At 44.1% G+C, this 18,174-nt stretch carries 14 protein-coding genes; 9 read left to right on the forward strand and 5 right to left on the reverse strand.

Annotation, left to right across the window (positions count from 1 at the left end; translation table 11 throughout):
- Nucleotides 1-98: 98 nt before the first annotated feature.
- On the reverse strand, nt 99-3,443 hold the full coding sequence (locus tag QZW47_RS16205; protein WP_293128595.1) for a PAS domain S-box protein: 3,345 nt from the start codon (nt 3,441-3,443) through the stop codon (nt 99-101).
- 647 nt (nt 3,444-4,090) lie between these two features.
- On the reverse strand, nt 4,091-4,750 hold the full coding sequence (locus QZW47_RS16210) for an HAD family hydrolase (RefSeq protein ID WP_293128597.1): 660 nt from the start codon (nt 4,748-4,750) through the stop codon (nt 4,091-4,093).
- A 260-nt stretch (nt 4,751-5,010) separates the two neighbouring features.
- On the opposite strand from QZW47_RS16210, the gene QZW47_RS16215 reads away from it, so the two are divergent.
- From QZW47_RS16215 to QZW47_RS16240, 6 genes are all read left to right on the forward strand, one after another.
- Nucleotides 5,011-5,754 (forward strand): Uma2 family endonuclease, encoded by a 744-nt coding sequence (locus QZW47_RS16215; protein WP_293128599.1) that lies wholly within the window; start codon nt 5,011-5,013, stop codon nt 5,752-5,754.
- Between the two features lie 314 nt (nt 5,755-6,068).
- Nucleotides 6,069-7,877 carry an aspartate kinase gene (locus QZW47_RS16220; protein ID WP_293128601.1) on the forward strand — a complete coding sequence of 603 codons (1,809 nt, stop codon included), beginning with the start codon at nt 6,069-6,071 and terminating at the stop codon, nt 7,875-7,877.
- A 757-nt stretch (nt 7,878-8,634) separates the two neighbouring features.
- The gene (locus QZW47_RS16225) at nt 8,635-12,396 is read left to right on the forward strand and encodes a hypothetical protein (RefSeq protein ID WP_293128603.1); all 3,762 of its coding nucleotides are present in this window, start codon (nt 8,635-8,637) and stop codon (nt 12,394-12,396) included.
- Between the two features lie 288 nt (nt 12,397-12,684).
- Complete coding sequence (locus QZW47_RS16230; RefSeq protein WP_293128605.1) at nt 12,685-12,906, forward strand: antitoxin; 222 nt, start codon at nt 12,685-12,687, stop codon at nt 12,904-12,906.
- Nucleotides 12,907-13,081: 175 nt separating this feature from the next.
- Nucleotides 13,082-13,492 carry a hypothetical protein gene (locus QZW47_RS16235; RefSeq protein WP_293128607.1) on the forward strand — a complete coding sequence of 137 codons (411 nt, stop codon included), beginning with the start codon at nt 13,082-13,084 and terminating at the stop codon, nt 13,490-13,492.
- Nucleotides 13,489-13,890, forward strand: coding sequence for a hypothetical protein (locus QZW47_RS16240; protein WP_293128608.1), 402 nt, complete (start codon nt 13,489-13,491; stop codon nt 13,888-13,890). The genes QZW47_RS16235 and QZW47_RS16240 overlap by 4 nt, the downstream gene beginning before the upstream one ends.
- 705 nt (nt 13,891-14,595) lie before the next feature.
- On the opposite strand, the gene QZW47_RS16250 is transcribed toward QZW47_RS16240, so the two are convergent.
- Nucleotides 14,596-14,949, reverse strand: coding sequence for a DUF433 domain-containing protein (locus QZW47_RS16250; RefSeq protein WP_293128609.1), 354 nt, complete (start codon nt 14,947-14,949; stop codon nt 14,596-14,598).
- A 147-nt stretch (nt 14,950-15,096) separates the two neighbouring features.
- On the opposite strand from QZW47_RS16250, the gene QZW47_RS16255 reads away from it, so the two are divergent.
- On the forward strand, nt 15,097-15,231 hold the full coding sequence (locus QZW47_RS16255; protein WP_293128610.1) for a hypothetical protein: 135 nt from the start codon (nt 15,097-15,099) through the stop codon (nt 15,229-15,231).
- A gap of 28 nt (nt 15,232-15,259) precedes the next feature.
- Here the strand turns inward: QZW47_RS16255 and QZW47_RS16260 are convergent, their stop codons facing one another.
- Nucleotides 15,260-16,225: a DNA cytosine methyltransferase gene (locus QZW47_RS16260; protein ID WP_293128611.1), complete on the reverse strand. Its 966-nt coding sequence runs from the start codon at nt 16,223-16,225 to the stop codon at nt 15,260-15,262.
- A 255-nt stretch (nt 16,226-16,480) separates the two neighbouring features.
- Between QZW47_RS16260 and QZW47_RS16265 the strand changes: the two genes are divergently transcribed.
- Complete coding sequence (locus tag QZW47_RS16265) at nt 16,481-16,864, forward strand: DUF4346 domain-containing protein (RefSeq protein WP_293128613.1); 384 nt, start codon at nt 16,481-16,483, stop codon at nt 16,862-16,864.
- A gap of 174 nt (nt 16,865-17,038) precedes the next feature.
- Here QZW47_RS16265 and QZW47_RS16270 read toward each other — a convergent pair whose 3' ends face one another.
- On the reverse strand, nt 17,039-17,761 hold the full coding sequence (locus QZW47_RS16270; RefSeq protein ID WP_293128615.1) for a TPM domain-containing protein: 723 nt from the start codon (nt 17,759-17,761) through the stop codon (nt 17,039-17,041).
- 132 nt (nt 17,762-17,893) lie between these two features.
- On the opposite strand from QZW47_RS16270, the gene QZW47_RS16275 reads away from it, so the two are divergent.
- Nucleotides 17,894-18,124: a hypothetical protein gene (locus QZW47_RS16275; RefSeq protein WP_293128617.1), complete on the forward strand. Its 231-nt coding sequence runs from the start codon at nt 17,894-17,896 to the stop codon at nt 18,122-18,124.
- Nucleotides 18,125-18,174: the final 50 nt, after the last annotated feature.

Below are 18,174 nucleotides of genomic sequence, written 5' to 3' on the forward strand. Positions count from 1 at the left end.
TGCGGACTTCAGTCCGCAATCGAAGAGCGGACTGAAGTCCGCACTACAAACCATTCTTGGTATCATATCGAAAATGGCACAAAGTGGAAGAAACGAGCTTATTTAATTGGAAGTTCGATGATAAATTCAGTGCCTTTACCAGGTTCCGAGACACACTGCAATTTGCCTTTGTGTTTTTCAACCACAATTTGATGCGAAATTGATAAACCCAAACCTGTGCCTTTACCTACGGGCTTTGTGGTAAAAAATGGGTCGAATAAACGCACGATATTCTCTTGGGGGATTCCCGGGCCGTTGTCTCTGATGCGAATGCAAATGCTCTTACCATTAATCATTTCAGTTTTAATGGTGATTTCTGGAGAAGTTAGATTCTGGGTATTTTTGCCTTGGCTGCTACTTTCTTCTAAGGCGTCGATCGCATTGGCTAATACATTCATGAACACTTGGTTTAACTGTCCGGGATGACATGGTATTTGGGGAAGTTCTCCGTATTCTTTAATCACTTCTATGCCCTGCCAGTTTGCCTTGGCTTTTAGCCTGCTGTTCAACATTAACAAGGTACTTTCTAAACCTTCGTGAATGTTGGCGGGCTTGAATTTCGCTTCGTCCGCCCGGGAGAAATTACGCAGAGTTTGAATGATTTCTACAATTCGATCGCATCCTGTGTGCATCGAGTTAAGCAATTTGGGCAAATCTTCGGCGAGAAATTCTAAATCTATCTCCTCGGCTTGTTTCTTAATTTTTGCTGGGGGATTTGGACATTCTTCTCGATACATTTCTACGATGTCTAATAAATCGAGAACGTAGCCGCGGACGTGGCAGAGGTTGCCGGCGACAAACCCAACGGGGTTGTTAATTTCGTGGGCAATTCCTGCTAGCACTTGTCCGAGGGAGGACATTTTTTCGGTTTGGACTAACTGCATTTGAGTTTGTTGCAATTCGCGCAAAGCTGTTTGCAATTCTCTTGATTTTTGCCGATCGCGCGCAGCAGCAGTCGCCCGTTCTTCTTCAACTCCGATCGCCCCAGCAATAATTCCGATCAGCTTGCAGTCGGCTTCTGTGGGTGCGATCGACTCGGTGTAAATGACGCACAGCGCACCCACGTAATTGTCACCCAGCCGCACTGCTTGTCCGAGATAGCTTTTGAGTTGGTAGCGGATGACAGCGGGATCGATTTGGCTGTAGATGGTGTTCTGCAAGTCAGGAATTGCCACAGCCCGATCGCTTGCTTGATTGCAGACATCGGTACAAATGTGACCCTCAGCGCGATCGACCTCCGGGTAGTCTGGGGGCGTTTGCCAAGTCGCGATCGCGCGCAGCAGCCCGTCACCGACGTGGCTGTAGATGGCGCTGCTACCGCCCAAAAGCTCTCCGGCTAAGGCTGTCAGGCGTTGGATGTTGTCGGTGGCGTCGGTGGTGAAGCCCAAAAAGCACTCGTTGATTTTGCTGAGGCGGTACTCTGCTTGTCTGCGCGCCGTCATGTCGCGCGAGTTGAGCACAATTCCGTTCACAGCGGGGTCTGCTAGCAAGTTAATGCCGACTCCTTCGAGAAAACACCAAGAACCGTCAGCACGCCGGAAGCGACCTTCTAGGGCGATCGGATCGCCGGGATTTGCGAGCAGTTTTTCGCCGTCGGAGATCACCGAGGGAATGTCGTCAGGGTGGATGAAATCGAGGGCATTTTGACCGATGAGTTCCTCTGGTTCGTAGCTCAAAACTGTTTCTACAGAAGGGCTTTCGTAAACAATCAGGCCATTTTCATCAAGAATGGTAATGATGTCGGAACTGTTGAGAATCAGCGATCGCCACTTAGCCTCATTTTGCAATAAAGCTGATTCGGCAAGTTTGCGATCGGTAATATCCTCCACCATGTCCAAAATAAACTGCGGTGTGGCGTGACTGTTGTGGATGACAGAGGCGCTGAGGCGTCCCCACCTGATGCTGCCGTCTGGGCGGAGGTAGCGCTTCTCGATTTGGTAAGCTTGGCGTTCGCCAAATGCCAACTGTTGGCGCAAATGGCGATCGGACTGTGTGTCTTCTGGGTGCGCCCAGTTGTCGAGTCCAACGCCGCGCAGTTGGGATTCCGATCGCCCCAGCATAGCTTGAAATGCCGGATTAGTGGCGATCGCCGCGCCTTCGAGGGTAGCCACCGCCATGCCGATCGCAGCGCGTTCAAAAATTGCCCGAAACCGCTGTTCGCTGTCCCGCAAAGCTGCCTCGGCTTCTACTTCTTGGGTGGTGTCCCTGCCCGCCACTGCCATGCCTTTGCGGGAACCGTCGGGGTTAAACAGGGGCACTTTCCGCACTTCAAACCAATTGCTGCCGCCTGTAGGTAAGGCGACAACTTGGCGGCTGGAGGTAAGAGTGCCTGCTTCCCAGGTAGTTTCGTTGGTTGCTTGCCAATTTAGCAGGATTTCTCTGACTCTGGGAGTTGCTGCGGCTGCGAGTTCGGCAGTAGTTTTGCCTTGGTAGGCTGCGGTTTCCCAGCCCAAAAGTTGCAGGGCGCAGTCGTTAGCAATCAGCCAGCGCCCTTCGCTGTCTGTGAGGTTGAGGGCGTCGGGTACGGCGTCGATCGCAGTTTTCAGCCAGTATTCTCGATCGCGCTCGGCTGCTTCGGCGTGCTTGCGATCGGCGATTTCGGCAACTGTTCCTTCGTAGTAGAGAAGTTCGCCGTTTTCGCCACAGACTTGACGCACGTTTTCCGAGATCCAGGTAGTGCTGCCGTCACAGCGGAATACGCAGGACTCAAACTCTTTCAGGGAACCAGTTTTGATGATTTCTGCAATGAAGTCAGCGCGGCGAGTGCGATCGACATAAAGGTTTTTTGCCGAACATTTTGCGATCATTTCTGACGGGGAATCGTAGCCGTAGATGCGGGCTAGTGCCGGGTTGGCGCTGAGGTAGCGCCCATCAGCGGTGGTTTGAAATATGCCTTCGGTGGCGTTTTCAAAGATGCTGCGGTAGTTTGCTTCGGCTTGTTTGAGGGCTTCTTCTGCTTGGAAGCGATCGGTGATATCAGATTGGACGCCGATGAAGTGGGTGACAATCCCGCTGCTATCGCGCACTGGCGAGATGGTAAGTTCGTTCCAGAAGGGGGTGCCGTCTTTGCGGTAGTTTTTGAGAACTACTTTGCAGTCGTGTTGTTCTTGAAGGGCTACGCGGATTTGAGCTAGGGCTGCGCGATCAGTATCCGGGCCTTGCAAAAAGCGGCAGTTGTGCCCGATAATTTCGCTGCGATCGTAGCCTGTAATTTGCTCGAAGGCTGGGTTGCAGTAAACTATTGGCTTGTCCGGGAGTGTAGCGTCCGCGATCGCGATGCCGTTGCTGGTAGCTGCGAGGGCGCGATCGTACAGCCTCCATACTTCTTCTATTAAGTTCGGTGCATTGGGGCCACTACGATTCGGCGATAGGTTGTCAAAAGGAATACTTATATCGATCTGCATGAGTTTTTATAGATTGAGTTTATTATCGATCTCGACTGGCAGCATACCCTGTTAGTTTAACAAAATTGCCCTGTTTTCCGAAGGTCGAATTCTTTCAGTGGACAGTTTACAGTTGACCGTTAACAGCTACCTCTACCTGGAGACCAGAGGATTACTAATCAATAGTCTGATTTTAAGTTCTCCCTAAAAGGGAGAGGCGTTCAACCTATTCTTTCTGGTAACAAGGCGATCGTTCAGGATTCCGGCATTAATTTATACCAAATTTAAATCTCGTCTCCCTCATTTTTCTTTTTTTATGCCTTGTGCCTGGTACTTTTTACCTTCAAAATACTGTTATCTTTTAACTTATAATAGTTGTTGCCTCGCTCTCTCTATCTCTGGTATAGTTTATACCGTTTGAAATGTTACACTTGAGATTTGAGATTGGCGATTGCGGGTGACTGATGCAAGTTATGGTTAAGAGCTTATTTATAGTTCTACTCTTTTTTGAAACTGCTATTAATTGGCAGCGTTTAGTCGGCTGATTACTTCCAGCAGTCAAATTTTACATCTTTGCCATAAATAGAGCCTGCGACTCCCATCAAATATTTTTATTAAAAAAAATCAGTAATATCATGAAAACTCTGCCGAAAAAAACCTAGTACCGATTAATTTTGAACGATCGCAGCCAGTTCGGAAATATCCTCGATCGCAAAAGTCGGTTTTAGGGCGAGACATTCAGCGCGATCGCCATATCCGTAAGCCGCCCAACAAACATCGATCCCAGCATTTTTAGCAAACAGCAAATCAACCGCTGTATCGCCCACCATTAAAACTTGACTGTTATCCAAATCCGGGAACAGCGGTTTAATGATTGAGTGAAAAACACTCGGGTTTGGTTTCTGAATAATTTGTCCGTCATCACCTAAAATCAAATCAAAAAAACCGTGTATTCTCAATTTTCTCATAAATAAATTAACAAAACTAACGTGTTTGTTGCTAAAAACTCCCAGACTCAATCCCGACTTGCTAGCCACCTGCAAAACTTGCTTTGTCCCGGGAAATAAATCGAGCTGCTTTTCACCTTCCGTCCGATAATAAGATCGGTAAGTTTCCACCCATTCCGGAATTGCGCTTTCCTCGATCGCCGGATACAGCATTTTGAAACTATTTGGTAAATTAATGCCGATCGTCCCTTGAATTATCTCGGCATCAGGCGGTGCAATATTGAAACTTTCAAAAGTTTTGGCAATGCAAGCTATAATAGCCTTGTGAGTGATTGCCAAAGTGCCGTCAAAATCGAAAATGATTAACTTATACTGACTCATGTTCTTTGAGATTTCCTAGCTAGCAACCAGAGGCTGACAATGATATAATAACACTGTCAATCTCGGAGTGACAAACAACTAAATATAGCGGTTATTAATGAAGTTACCTGTTCTGGTAATTACCTTTACATCAATGACTAACGAACAATGCCCCATGCCCCATGCCCCATGCCCCATGCCCCATGCCCCATGCCCCATGCCCCATGCCCCATGCCCTATGACCGAATAGTAAATAATCTTTCAACATTCAAGAGGTCAAGATGAATGTCACCGAAACACCCGAATTTCTAGCAACAGACTTTCCCGACCACACTCAATTACCAGACTCCGACGGTACTTTTGTGAAAAACTTTCAAGAACACCCTCAAAGCATCCTATTAACAACATCAATTAGACAGATTTTAGACCAAGTTCATCCCGACGGACAATACTGCATCGGTCAAGATTCCGGTATTTACTGGCGAGTAGCCCAACCCCCGGAACCGCCTGAAAGAGGCGCCGAAGCACCCGATTGGTTTTACGTGCCCGACGTGCCGCCAACTCTTGACGGAAATCTGCGGCGTTCCTATGTCATGTGGCGGGAATTAATGCCACCTCTAATTGTAATAGAATTTGTGTCGGGAGATGGCAGTGAAGAAAGAGATAGGACTCCAAGAAAAGGCAAGTTCTGGATTTACGAACGGATAATTAGACCTGCTTTTTACGCGATTTATGAAGTCAAAAAAGCCCAAGTCGAAGTCTATCATTTAGTCGAAGACCGCTTCGAGTTAGCCGCACCAAATAATGGCGGACATTACCCGATCGCCCAAATAGGAGTAGAATTAGGAATTTGGCAAGGAGTTTATCAGGGCGTAGAACTGCCTTGGCTGCGCTGGTGGGATGACTCCGGGACTTTGCTGCCGGCGGCGGAGGAACGGGCAGAACAAGAACGACAAAGGCGCATAGAAGCAGAGTTGCGAATTCAAGCTTTAGAAGCGCGTTTGCGAGAGTTAGAAGGAGAATAAGCCCCAGATTCCTGTAGTCGCCATCACCTTTATTTTTCAACCAAAATACTCGCTTAAAACTCTCACTCTCCTAAAAAACCCGGTTTCTTTGGACTGACACACAGGTGGCCAGAAACCGGGTTTTTCAACAAAATACTCGCTTAAAACTCTCAATCTGCTAAAAACCCGGTTTCTTTATGGAGAGTGCATAAGTCCTACTGCGGTAAAAAGCCCGATCGACTACCAGCCCACTCAAAAACGATAGAAACATCGATGATCATCCAGAATTTGCGTATATTAACTGGTAAGTATTGCATCACTTTTGTGTAAGTCCTATGGCACTAATTGTTCAGAAATATGGCGGATCATCGGTTGGTACAGTCGATCGCATTTTAGAAGTAGCCCGACGAGTAGTCAAAACAGTACAGCTAGGAAACTCCCTCGTCGTCGTACTTTCAGCAATGGGGAAAACCACCGACGGTTTAGTGAAACTCGCTAAAGAAATTTCCGCAAATCCCAACAAACGCGAAATGGATATGTTGCTCTCCACTGGGGAACAAGTATCGATCGCGCTTTTAAGCATGGCATTACAGGAAATGGGACAGCCCGCAATTTCCCTCACCGGCGCCCAAGTCGGGATTGTCACCGAAGCCGCCCACACCCGCGCCCGGATTTTGCGAATCGATCCGACTCGGATTGAAAGCCAGTTAAACAGCGGTAAAGTCGTAGTCGTCGCCGGTTTCCAAGGCATCGCCGACGCCGGAGAATTGGAAATTACCACCTTGGGGCGTGGGGGTTCCGACACCACAGCCGTCGCCCTCGCCGCAGCCTTGCGCGCCGACAAATGCGAAATTTATACCGACGTGCCCGGAATTCTAACTACAGATCCGCGCTTAGTAGCCGACGCGCAACTGATGGACGAAATCACCTGCGACGAAATGCTGGAATTGGCAAGTTTGGGTGCAAAAGTCCTGCATCCGCGCGCCGTAGAAATTGCCAAGAATTACGGCGTACCGCTGGTAGTGCTTTCTAGCTGGAGTGACACCCCCGGTACGCGGGTAGTGTCTCCCCCCCCGAAACCCCGGCCTTTGGAGGGCTTGGAGCTCGCAAAAGCGGTCGATGCGGTGGAGTTTGACTTGGATCAGGCGGGCGTCTCGTTGTTGCGTTTGCCTGATCGCCCTGGAGTAGCAGCGCGGTTGTTTGGGGCGATCGCGCAACAAAATCTCGATGTAGACTTAATTATCCAGTCAATTCACGAAGGAAATACGAACGATATTGCCTTTACGGTGAGGCGAAATTCCCTGAATCAAGCTGTTGCGGTTGCAGATGCAATCGTCCCCGCCCTCGGCAAGAATTCGCGCCCAGAATTGGGGGAACCGGAAGTGAAAGCAGAAGAAAGACCCATAGCTAAAGTTAGCATTGCGGGTGCGGGAATGATCGGGCGGCCGAGGGTAGCAGCCGAGATGTTTAAGACTTTGGCGGATGCGGGAATTAACATTCAGATGATTTCCACTTCCGAGGTGAAGGTTAGTTGTACGATCGATGCTGCACAGTGCGATCGGGCAGTTGCCGAACTCTGCAAAGCATTTGATGTGGCTAACTCCCCTGTGGGGCTGCATACATCATCCCAAAAACCGCCCGCAGTGCGCGCCGTAGCGTTGGATCTCAATCAAGCGCGCCTCGCAATTCGCCAATTACCCGATCGGCCCGGAGTAGCAGCAAAACTGTTCGGACTTTTAGCCGAAGAAAATATCAGCGTAGACACAATCATTCAATCGCAGCGCTGCCGAAATATCGACGGCATATTAACACGCGACATTGCATTTACCGTAGCACAAATTGACGCAGATTCTGCCAAAACAGTCCTGGAAAAATCAGCCGTTGAATTCGGCTGGGGCGAAGTAGCAGTCGATACAGAAATTGCCAAAGTTAGCGTAGTCGGTTCTGGAATGGTAGCGCATCCGGGAGTTGCGGCGAAGATGTTTGAAGCGCTTTCGCAGCACAAAATCAACATTCAAATGATTGCCACTTCCGAGATTAAGATTAGCTGCGTTGTGGATGAGGCACAAGGTGTCACAGCCTTGAAGGCAATTCACGCCGCATTTGAGCTTTCCGGAAGTGAAAGAATCCAAGTTCCAGCTTAAGTTTTCAGGACACGGCAATGCCGTGTCCTTACGAATTTTGTTGGTGCTGTGGCTTTGTCAGTGTGTCAAACTATAGAATCAGAGGAGATTTTGGCGAATGTGCAGGAGAGAGGAGAACAGTTAAGGGCGGGTTTAAGTGCGATCGTTTCTTTGGAAAATACTAAGGGGTAGATAGGGAATCAAAATTTAAACAGTAGATAGCCCTGTTGTACAAATGTCGTAAATCGGCAATTAATAAGTAAGCTGTTACGCATTTAAACGACATAATGTAGGATAAGCATCCTGCTTATCACAGGCAGTCAGCCTACTAATAGACATTTTAAAATGCGTAACAGCTTATAACTCCCCTAACTACTATTCCTTGCCGGATTCAATCAGTAATCTGATTTGTTTAATGAGCAGAGTGATCGCGAAGATTGTTGTCAGTGCAATACAACCATTAGAAAGTTGTTCAATATTTATCTCAGAAACAATACAAGAACTATTACTGCCCGACTGGCTTATGACCTGGATCATGGCGTTTGTCGATTGATTTGATGAAAAAGACTGCATAAATGACTCCTGGATTCGTGATAAAATGATTTGGGTGAATAGATCAGGCAAGTTTCTTGCCCGTCGTTCCATCTCCCCTGGTGTACATCCATCCTAGACAATCCGACTTCTCAATGTCAGTCACCAATTGTTTCTACTAAAAGTAGAAGAAAGTAGAAGATATTTTCTACTTTGCTATTTTGGTAGATCATTTACAAAAAATATCATGGAAAAAATAAAGATGTGGAATGCTTTTTTGAGAGAAATTGCTGACACTTATGAGTTAAGTACAGCCCAAACAACAGTGTTTTTAAAACAATTTTCTGAAGAGAATATAGGAATCAGACAAACGGAAAATGAGTTAGTAAATCAATTAAAAGGAATAAGTTTATATAGTTATAAAAAATTTAAAGGGGAAATTTTTGATAAGTTTGCCAAAAGCAAGCAAAAACCGGATGGTTACGAATTTCGTTCTCAAGGCTCAGGAAAATTGCCAGAATTAGAGGAATGGCTAAAAGCACAATATGAGGCTTGGATATCAGACAAAAAAGATGAGGTTAATGAGACTCCTCCAAAGATTATAAAATGCCCCTATAAAGGCTTATCAGCTTTCACAAAAGACGATGCTCACTTTTTCTTTGGACGTGAAAAGTTCACTAAAACCCTAGTGGATGCCGTACAACAACAACCATTTGTAGCTGTTATTGGTAACTCTGGCAGTGGTAAATCTTCGGTAGTTTTTGCCGGCCTCATTCCTAAATTAGAAGAAATGGGAGGATGGAAATTTATTACCTTCCGACCAACAAACTCGCCGTTACTTCAACTAGCTAATGCTCTGTTATCCTTGCTAGAACCTGAGATTGATTCATTGGAGTGTCTTGCTAAAGCAAAAAGATCCGCAAACAATTTTAAAACAGGTGAATTAACTCTAAAAGATGTTTTAGATGTCAGTTTACAAAAAAAATCGCCTAAGCAGCGTTTTCTGATTTTCGTAGATCAATTTGAAGAGATTTATACTCTTTCTCCAGAAGATGAAAGAAAGGTTTTTATAGACCAACTATTAGAAGTGATTAATGCAGAAAGACAGAAAAATAGAACCCATGATATTGTTTTGGTAATTACTCTCAGAGCCGATTTTTATGGACACGCTATAGATTATCAGCCTTTACTAGAAGTATTCCAAAACTCAGCTCAAAAACTCATCGGTGTAATGAATCAAGAGGAATTACAATCAGTCATTGAAGAACCAGCGCGAAAAGTTGGTCTGACAATTCAGGATGGACTGACAAAGATTATCTTAGATGCAGTTACAAGTAACCCAGGTGAGTTACCTTTACTAGAGTTTTGTTTAGAACAATTGTGGGAAAAACAAAGGGATGGTCAATTAACAATCGCAGCTTATCATGAAATGGGCGGAGTTGAAAAAGCCTTAGCCAATCATGCTGAGGAATTCTATCATAAATTAAATGAAGACGAGCAAAATCGACTTAAGCATATCTTTACCCAATTAGTTCGTTTTGGGGAAAATACCGATGCTACTCGTCGCATAGCAACCCGTGAGCAAATAGGAGAAAAAAATTGGGAGTTAGTGAGTACGTTAGCTAATGCAGAAGCTCGTTTAGTGGTTACAGGAAAAGATTCTAAACAACAAGCAACTATTGAGGTAATCCATGAAGCTTTAATTAGAGGATGGGAACGCCTGCGAGAGTGGATGGAGGAAGATCGGGAATTTCGGAAATGGCAAGATCGGTTACGCGATGAAAAAAATAGCTGGGAAAATAGTGGTAAAGATAATAGTGCTTTGCTACGAGGAGCATTACTGGTAGAAGCTGAAGGCTGGTTAAACAAAAGAAGTGAATGTATTATTGACCAAGAAGAAAGAAAATTTATCCTCGCTAGTCGTCAGTATCAGGAACAAGAAGATATTGAGCGCATTCAAGATTTATTGACTTTATCTCAAAAGGAATTACAGTTGAAACAACAGTTAAGTTCCTTGGTAATTGCTATTAAAGCAGGTGTTAAGTTACGCAATATTAAAGAACCTTCAGAGGAGTCAAAAATAAATGTTATTGAAAGATTACAGCAAGGAAACTATGAAATTAGCGAAAAAAATCAACTGATAGGTCATAAGGGTGAAGTAAGTGGTGTTGCTTTTAGTACAGATGGTTCAATGATTGCTTCAGTCAGTGATGATAAAACTGTTAAACTTTGGGGATTAGACGGTAAACTATTAATGAATTTTGAAGGACATGATGCTCAGGTATGGGGAGTAAGCTTTAGCCCCGATGGTCAAATCATTGCTTCTGCTAGTGATGACAGAACTGTGAAATTATTGAGCCTCGATGGAACAATCGTGGGAAGTCTAGAAGGACATACTGATCGGGTATATGAAGTAAGTTTTAGCCCCGATGGTCAAATCATTGCTTCTGCCAGTGCTGACAGAACCGTGCGCCTATGGAATCTTGATAGCACACCATTGAGAACCCTAAAAGGACATACTGATCGAGTATATGGAGTAAGTTTTAGCCCCAATGGTCAGATCATTGCTTCTGGTAGTTTTGATAAAACTGTAAAATTGTGGAACCTTGATGGAACATTCTTGAGAAACCTAGAAGGACATACTGCTAAAGTATATGGAGTAAGTTTTAGCCCTGATGGTCAAATTATTGCTTCTGCCAGTGCTGACAGAACCGTGAAATTATGGAACTCTGATGGAACATTTTTGAGAAATCTAATAGGACATAATAATTGGGTTTGGGGAGTAAGTTTTAGCCCTGATGGTCAAATCATTACTTCTGCTAGTTTTGACAGAACCGTGAAATTGTGGAGCCTTGATGGAGAACTTTTGAGAATCCTAGAAGGACATACCGATTCAGTCTATGGAGTAAGTTTTAGCCCTGATGGTCAAATGATTGCTTCTGCTAGTTTTGACAAAACCGTGAGACTATGGAACCTCAATGGGACATTCTTGAAAACCCTAAAAGGACATGAAGGACATACCGATCAGGTCTGGGGAGTGTGTTTTAGCCCCAATGGTCAAATCCTCGCTTCTGCTAGTGCTGATACAACCGTGAAATTGTGGAACCTTGATGGAAAACTCTTGAGAACCCTAGAAGGATTTGAAGGACATACTGATCGAGTATATGGAGTAAGTTTTAGCCCTGATGGTCAAATCATTGCTTCTGCTAGTTTTGACAAAACTGTGAAATTATGGAGTCTCAATGGGACACTCTTGAAAAGCCTAAAAGGACATGAAGGACATACCGATCAGGTCTGGGGAGTGTGTTTTAGCCCTAATGGTCAAATCATTGCTTCTGCTAGTTCTGATAGAACCGTGAAATTGTGGAACCTTGATGGAAAACTCTTAAGAACCCTAGAAGGACATACTGATCGAGTATACGAAGTAAGTTTTAGCCCCAATGGTCAAATCATTGCTTCTGCTAGTTTTGACAGAACTGTGAGATTATGGAACCTTGATGGAATACTCTTGAGAACCATAGAAGGACATACTGATCGAGTATATGGAGTAAGTTTTAGCCCCGATGGTCAAATTATTGCTTCTGCTAGCGCTGACAGAACTGTGAGATTATGGAACCTTGATGGAACACTCTTGAGAACCATAGAAGGACATACTGATCGGATCTGGAGAGTAAGTTTTAGTCCCTATGGTCAAATCATTGCTTCTGCTAGTGATGATAGAACCGTGAAATTGTGGAACCTTGATGGAACACTCTTGAGAACCCTAGAAGGGCATACTGATTCAGTCTATGGAGTAAGTTTTAGTCCCGATGGTCAAATCATTGCTTCTGCTAGTTTTGACAAAACTGTGCGGTTGTGGCCTATCGATCCTGAAGATTTAATCTTAGACGTAGATGTTAAACTAAATAACTTACTCAAAAAAGGTTGTAATTGGATTAAGGATTATCTCAAAACTAATCCGAATGTGAGTGAAAGCGATCGACATCTCTGCGATGATATTTGTCCTTAAATTTGGCATTATTTCTGGTTAAGGACTGTCGGCTAAAATCAGATATTGATAGAAACCCGGTTTCTGACTCAAAGGAAGTGTGACTGGTTAAAGGACTATTTCGTTACTCGTCCAGAGGAAAAATAAAAATCAAAAGTTTGTCAAGAGGAAAACAATTATCAATAATTTGTATTTGGTGAAGTTATGTAACAGATTCAATGCCTATTTTACAGGGTGCGATCGCCTGCGGATGATGTAGAATAGGAGCCAAGTCGGTTTGTCAAAGGTATGTGTGGAGTCGGGAATAAGTTGGAACCGGAATACGATCTTTCAAGGATGAAGAAAAGACCTAATCCTTATGCCCAACAGTTGAAAAAACAGGTCACTATTTCTATAGGGATTGATGTGATTGAATATTTTGAAAATATGGCTCAAGAAGCCGGGATATCTTCTCAGGAATTAATTAATATTTATTTGCAAGATTGTGTCGTTTCTCAGCGTAAATTATCTCTAGACAAGGCGGTCGATTAACACCAACTACGATCGCCCTTTTCTCCTAAAAATCAAAGAAACCGGGCTTCTGACTCAATGGAAGTACGCGCAAAGCCAGCTATCCCGTAGGGAATCGCCATTTTGCGATCGACAAATTTCGCAGTATGAGCCTGTGTTAAGATGAAATTGGCCAGCATTGAGGAACTTACATCTTATGACTGTAGCTAACCAACAGATTACTAATAGCAATAGCACAAAGGGATTATCAAACTTTCGGGTAACAGTTGAACGTCTTCTCGAACTTTTAGATTTAGAAGAAGAAGACGAATATGGAATCTTAAGACCGACTGAGTACGCTTTTAAGACAGCGATGAAATTAATTGTAGAAGCCTATGATATTTTGGGCGATAATTTCCCTCAAGCATCAACAAGTACAGACGATGCAGGTAGTATCAGACTTGCTTGGCAAAATAAAAAAGCAGATTGTAGAGTTAGGTTATTTTGCCCAGCTAATGCCGATGCTCAAGCTTACGTTTATCATCAAAAAAATGAGGATTACAAATCGGAAGATATCATTTCTGTATCAACTTTAGTTGATTGGCTAGAGTGGTTTAACAAGGTATGAATGAGATATCTGATAGCAGTAACTTAGAGTTCGAGCCTTTAGCTGACAGTGCTATTGTCTATAGAGCTTTACTCCGAAAACAATGGATCGATCGAGAAAATAATTTAGTTTTATTTGACGCTTATCTACTGCGCCCAAATGACCGTGGGTTATCCCTGACAATTGCCAGCGTTTCTTCGCCTGAAAAATGTGCAGCAAACTTCAAGAATTGTTATGGAGTTGCTAGTCTCCAAGTAGGACAAATTCGTGAATTAGGCTTAGATGCAGTACCTGATTCAGCATCCCACGCCGAAATTATCGGTTTACCTTACCCGAAAGATGACCGAGACAGGGCTGAACGATTAGCTGATTTGTTAGCAGAGCGATCTATAATTGTATGGCAACATAGGCAAACATAGCTTAGCAAGTTTTCCGATCGAATAACGGGTGTCGGCTTTCGAGATTGTCATCTTCAACTAGATATTGACAGCAACCTGGTTTATGAATCAATAAAAGTGCGATCGCCCTTGACAAAATTATTCAAACAATCTCTCGTAAATGAACAATTTGATCTTGATATTCATCATCAAAAGATGCCTCGGCAAGAAAAATCAATTGCCGAATATTTTGTCCGATACTTAATTGGGCATTCAGGAGAAAAATGCCTGGAATATGACGCAATACGGTTTACTTAAGACAGTTCACGGGGAAAATAATGTGATAAATAGACCCTGCGATTGCTTCGCGAGGACGCTCGCAATGACAAATAAACCTTAAGTGAACCGTATTGGAATATGACGACGCTCAGCTAAATGATCTGTTAAATGTACGGGCATTGATTTACGATTGTTAGTCACCAATATAAAGTTATATTCCTCGCACCATTTAAGAATTTCTGGATCTAAAGTTCCCCGACTCGGAGCTTCGGGCTCGCCCACGCACCAAACTATAAAATCGGGATTGCTTGTCAGAATTTCAACTTTATAGCTCAATACGGTTCACTTAAGGTTTATTTGTCATTGCGAGCGTCCTCGCGCGGCAATCGCAGCGTCTATTTGTCACATTATTTTTCCCATGAACTGTCTTAAGTGAACCGTATTGCTTTATAGCTAGGATCGACATTTTCATCCAATAGATAATTCAGACTCATTTTTGATTTGTTTAGCTTTTTGTTCCGCTCTCAATTTTTGCAGTCTAGCAATACCGGGTGGAGGATTAAGTTGTTGTGCTTTAAGTTGCTGGTGGCTCCACTCCAACCAATCAGCAATATAGTTACTCACCGCCTCTTTGTTGTGCAGATAGTAAAGGATAGTAGCATAAACTTGTTCCAAGTTGAGAGATGGATAAGTTTGAGCAATTTGTTCGGGAGTGCGAGCGCGATGAATGAAATCATATAAGATAGTTTCAATGCCGATTCGCGTCCCTTTGACTCGAATATCATCGGCCCGCTGAAAGTCGAAATATTCTTCGAGTTGCATTACTGAATAATCCTATTTTAAAGTTGGTTGCAATTGACTTGGCTAATTAATATGATATCATGTTAAGTGCGATTATGCCTTAGTCCGCGCACTATCCTGATTGTGTTCGTATAGAACCCATTTGACATCTTTGAGTTTTTGGGTTGGGTGACGAGAAATACCGAGATCAACCGGGTTTCTGAGATTTACGCCCGGGGCAAGAAACCGGGTTTCTACGAGTTTTTGGGTTGGATGACGAGAAATACCGAGATCAACCCGGTTTCTGAGATTTACGCAGAATAGATCTCAAATGGGTTCTATAGAAGCGGTTTTAAGAGCTGATTAATATTTCTTTCGCGATCGCTTCCACTACCGGCACACAAACCGAATTCCCAATTTGCTTGTAACTTTCCCCAACCTTGGGATGAATTTTAAAATCTTCAGGAAAACCCATCAGTCGATAACACTCCTTCAGCGTTAGTTTCCTGACAGTGTTTGTTTCAGGAAAATAAATAAAAAATCGGCCCGATGTTTCTTGTGAAGGAATTGTCGGATGCACTCCATCTACCGAATAAATGCGATTAGGTTGTCGGTGAACCCTTGATAAATGTTCTGTATTCGGCCTGACGCCAGTTTTCCAAGTACCTTTATTTCTGTAACCTACAAATAACAGCCCCGAAACTTGCTTTTTCGGATGCTCAATTAAAGTATATTTAGAACTATCCAAGATTTCAAAGTCACCTCGCACATCCAGAAAATCTCTGAGTTGTGGCGGAAACTTGGTCGGAAGTCGAGAAAAATTGAATGCTTTCCCCTGAGTTCCAATAATAAATATTCTTTCTCGATGTTGGGGAACTCCAAAATCTTTAGCATTTAATATTTGCCAGTTGACATTGTATCCCAAACTCTCAAGACTTGCGATAATTACTTTTAAGGTATTTCCCTTGTCGTGATGAATCAAATGTTTGACGTTTTCGAGGACGATAACTTGAGGTTGTTTGATTTTGAGAATTTTACAAATCTCGAAAAATAGCGTTCCTCTCGTATCTTCAAAACCTAGCTTTTTACCGCAAATGCTAAAAGGTTGGCACGGAAACCCGGCAACTAAAACATCAAACTCATCCAAATCAGCCAGATTGATTTCTTTGATGTCTCCTGTAGGAGTTTCGTTAAAGTTTTTGCTGTAAACTTCTTGGCAGTTTTTGTTGATTTCGCAGGAAAAAACACATTCAAATCCCGCATTCTCAAAACCTTGCCTGAAACCTCCTATTCCCGCAAATAAATCTATAAATTTCATTTATAATTTAATGCAAAATGTTACTCAGCCAATAATAACATATTTTGTTTCTCTATCTTCTTTAACTCTGCGTTCTCTGCGTTCTCTGCGGTTAATAATACTAATTTAAACAAAAACCCGCGCCGGACAGGGCATTGCCGTGTCTACAAATATCGCCGAGAATGTTGCCCAAAAAATCCCAAACTTGCCCCGCAGCCCACTAAACTAGAAATAGCCAAACAAACAGCAGCGATTATTTACTGCCTTTCCCCAACCATGAGTCAAACCTTGGAAAACCTCACAGCTATCGATGACAGCCTATCCAAACGCCACATCGACCTCGATCCTGGTGGCTACTTCATCATCTACATCGATCGCCCCACCAGCCTAATTTGCGCCAAACACTTCACCAACATCATCGACGATCGCGGCCTCGCCGTCGATCCAGAAACAGGGAAACCAATCCCCGCGCGCGGCAAGGTAGAACGCACTCAGTGCACACTTTTTAGCGGCAGAACCGCCAAAGAACTTTGCGTCAAAATCCTAGAAGAAACCCGCCCCAGCCCGGTGACGATGTTCGATCACGCGGCTTATCTGGGACGGGAATTTGTGCGGGCAGAAATTGCTTTGTTGGGCGATCGAGAATACATTCAAGATTAGTCCAACCACGCCGTAACTTATTGAAAAAATGGCAAATCATTAAACTTGCATTGCATTTATTCGATCGCTCTTCTTCAAATTATCTGCGTTAATCTGTGTTAATCTGCCTTTCATCTGCGGTCGATCTATCAAATATTTATGCAATGCAAGTCTATTACATCTGACAGCAAGCGATTACGAAAAACCTTGATACCAGAAATAAGTCACCATCGGAATCACTGTCGCCAATACCAACAGCACAACCACAATAACTGTGGCATTACCTTGGTCTGTTTCTTCAGCCGTCTTAAATGTGCCTTCAACTTGAATGTTGTCCACAACTTTAGGCGCGCCCGGATCGGGTTCGCCCGACATCACAGTCGCAATCCGCGAACTGGCTGCGGTAAATGCTTCGTTGTATTTGTTGGCTTCGCGCAGCGGCACTTGGACGGTTTCTCCAGCTACACTCTGGGCAATTTCATCGCTTAGCAGGGATTTAACCCCTTCGCCGGTACGAATTGCCGCACTGTTGGTAACAGTGTCGAGAACGAGTAAAATTTGATTGGTCTGGTCTTCTTTTGCGGGAAACCACTGTTCAAATAATTGGTCGGTGAAAGTGGCAGTTGTTTCGCCGTAGTCTAGGCGGTGGATGGTGACAAACCTGACTTGTTTTCCTGTTTTCTGTTCCAAGGTGTCGAGCACGCTGCTGATGTTGCTTTCGCTGCTGCGGCTGAGTACGTCGCCTTTGTCAAACACCCAAGTTCGATCGCCCGCCGACAACATCGGTATTTCGTACACGCCCGTCGCCAAGGCCGGCAGTACCGCTATCTGGGATGCGATCAGGACGATCGCGATCGCGATCGCTGCTGGTTGGAGATAATTTCTCCAGTTAAATAATTGCTTGAGCAGTCTAGTCATGAGGTTAACCGTAAAACTGACTTTTTTCCAAAAATACTATAGAAACCCCCGTAAAGTTCATTTTACACGGGGCAATATTTACAATTAGGTCGCCAGTCCAACTCCCCGCCGGATGATTTGAGGATTTTCACTATGGAACCCGCAGACACTTATAAAGGTTGGATTCTGCAATCGCAGACAGTCTTCTACGTCGAAGTTTGGGACAGCCACGGGAACCGCCACGTGGCTGTCCAAAATGCCAAAACTGAGGAGGAAGCTTTGGAATTGGCGAAAAAGTGGATTGACAAGTATGAGTCAAAACCCGGAAGAATGCCGATCGACGTACCGCATCCTTTTGGAGATGCGATCGATATGCCTTTTTGAAGTCAGTTGAGTGTTAACTGTTAACTGTTAACTGTTAACTGTTACCAATG

Origin of the sequence: Microcoleus sp. bin38.metabat.b11b12b14.051 (assembly GCF_013299165.1) — a bacterium.
In the GTDB taxonomy this organism is placed as follows: Bacteria; Cyanobacteriota; Cyanobacteriia; order Cyanobacteriales; family Microcoleaceae; genus Microcoleus.

Coding starts and splice junctions, on each gene's coding strand:
- QZW47_RS16235 (WP_293128607.1), top strand. CDS start 13,082: ATGACTGTAGCTAACCAACAGATTACTAATAGCAATAGCACAAAGGGA.
- QZW47_RS16210 (WP_293128597.1), bottom strand. CDS start 4,750: ATGAGTCAGTATAAGTTAATCATTTTCGATTTTGACGGCACTTTGGCA.
- QZW47_RS16265 (WP_293128613.1), top strand. CDS start 16,481: ATGAGTCAAACCTTGGAAAACCTCACAGCTATCGATGACAGCCTATCC.
- QZW47_RS16205 (WP_293128595.1), bottom strand. CDS start 3,443: ATGCAGATCGATATAAGTATTCCTTTTGACAACCTATCGCCGAATCGT.
- QZW47_RS16260 (WP_293128611.1), bottom strand. CDS start 16,225: ATGAAATTTATAGATTTATTTGCGGGAATAGGAGGTTTCAGGCAAGGT.
- QZW47_RS16275 (WP_293128617.1), top strand. CDS start 17,894: ATGGAACCCGCAGACACTTATAAAGGTTGGATTCTGCAATCGCAGACA.
- QZW47_RS16220 (WP_293128601.1), top strand. CDS start 6,069: ATGGCACTAATTGTTCAGAAATATGGCGGATCATCGGTTGGTACAGTC.
- QZW47_RS16215 (WP_293128599.1), top strand. CDS start 5,011: ATGAATGTCACCGAAACACCCGAATTTCTAGCAACAGACTTTCCCGAC.
- QZW47_RS16270 (WP_293128615.1), bottom strand. CDS start 17,761: ATGACTAGACTGCTCAAGCAATTATTTAACTGGAGAAATTATCTCCAA.
- QZW47_RS16225 (WP_293128603.1), top strand. CDS start 8,635: ATGGAAAAAATAAAGATGTGGAATGCTTTTTTGAGAGAAATTGCTGAC.
- QZW47_RS16240 (WP_293128608.1), top strand. CDS start 13,489: ATGAATGAGATATCTGATAGCAGTAACTTAGAGTTCGAGCCTTTAGCT.
- QZW47_RS16250 (WP_293128609.1), bottom strand. CDS start 14,949: ATGCAACTCGAAGAATATTTCGACTTTCAGCGGGCCGATGATATTCGA.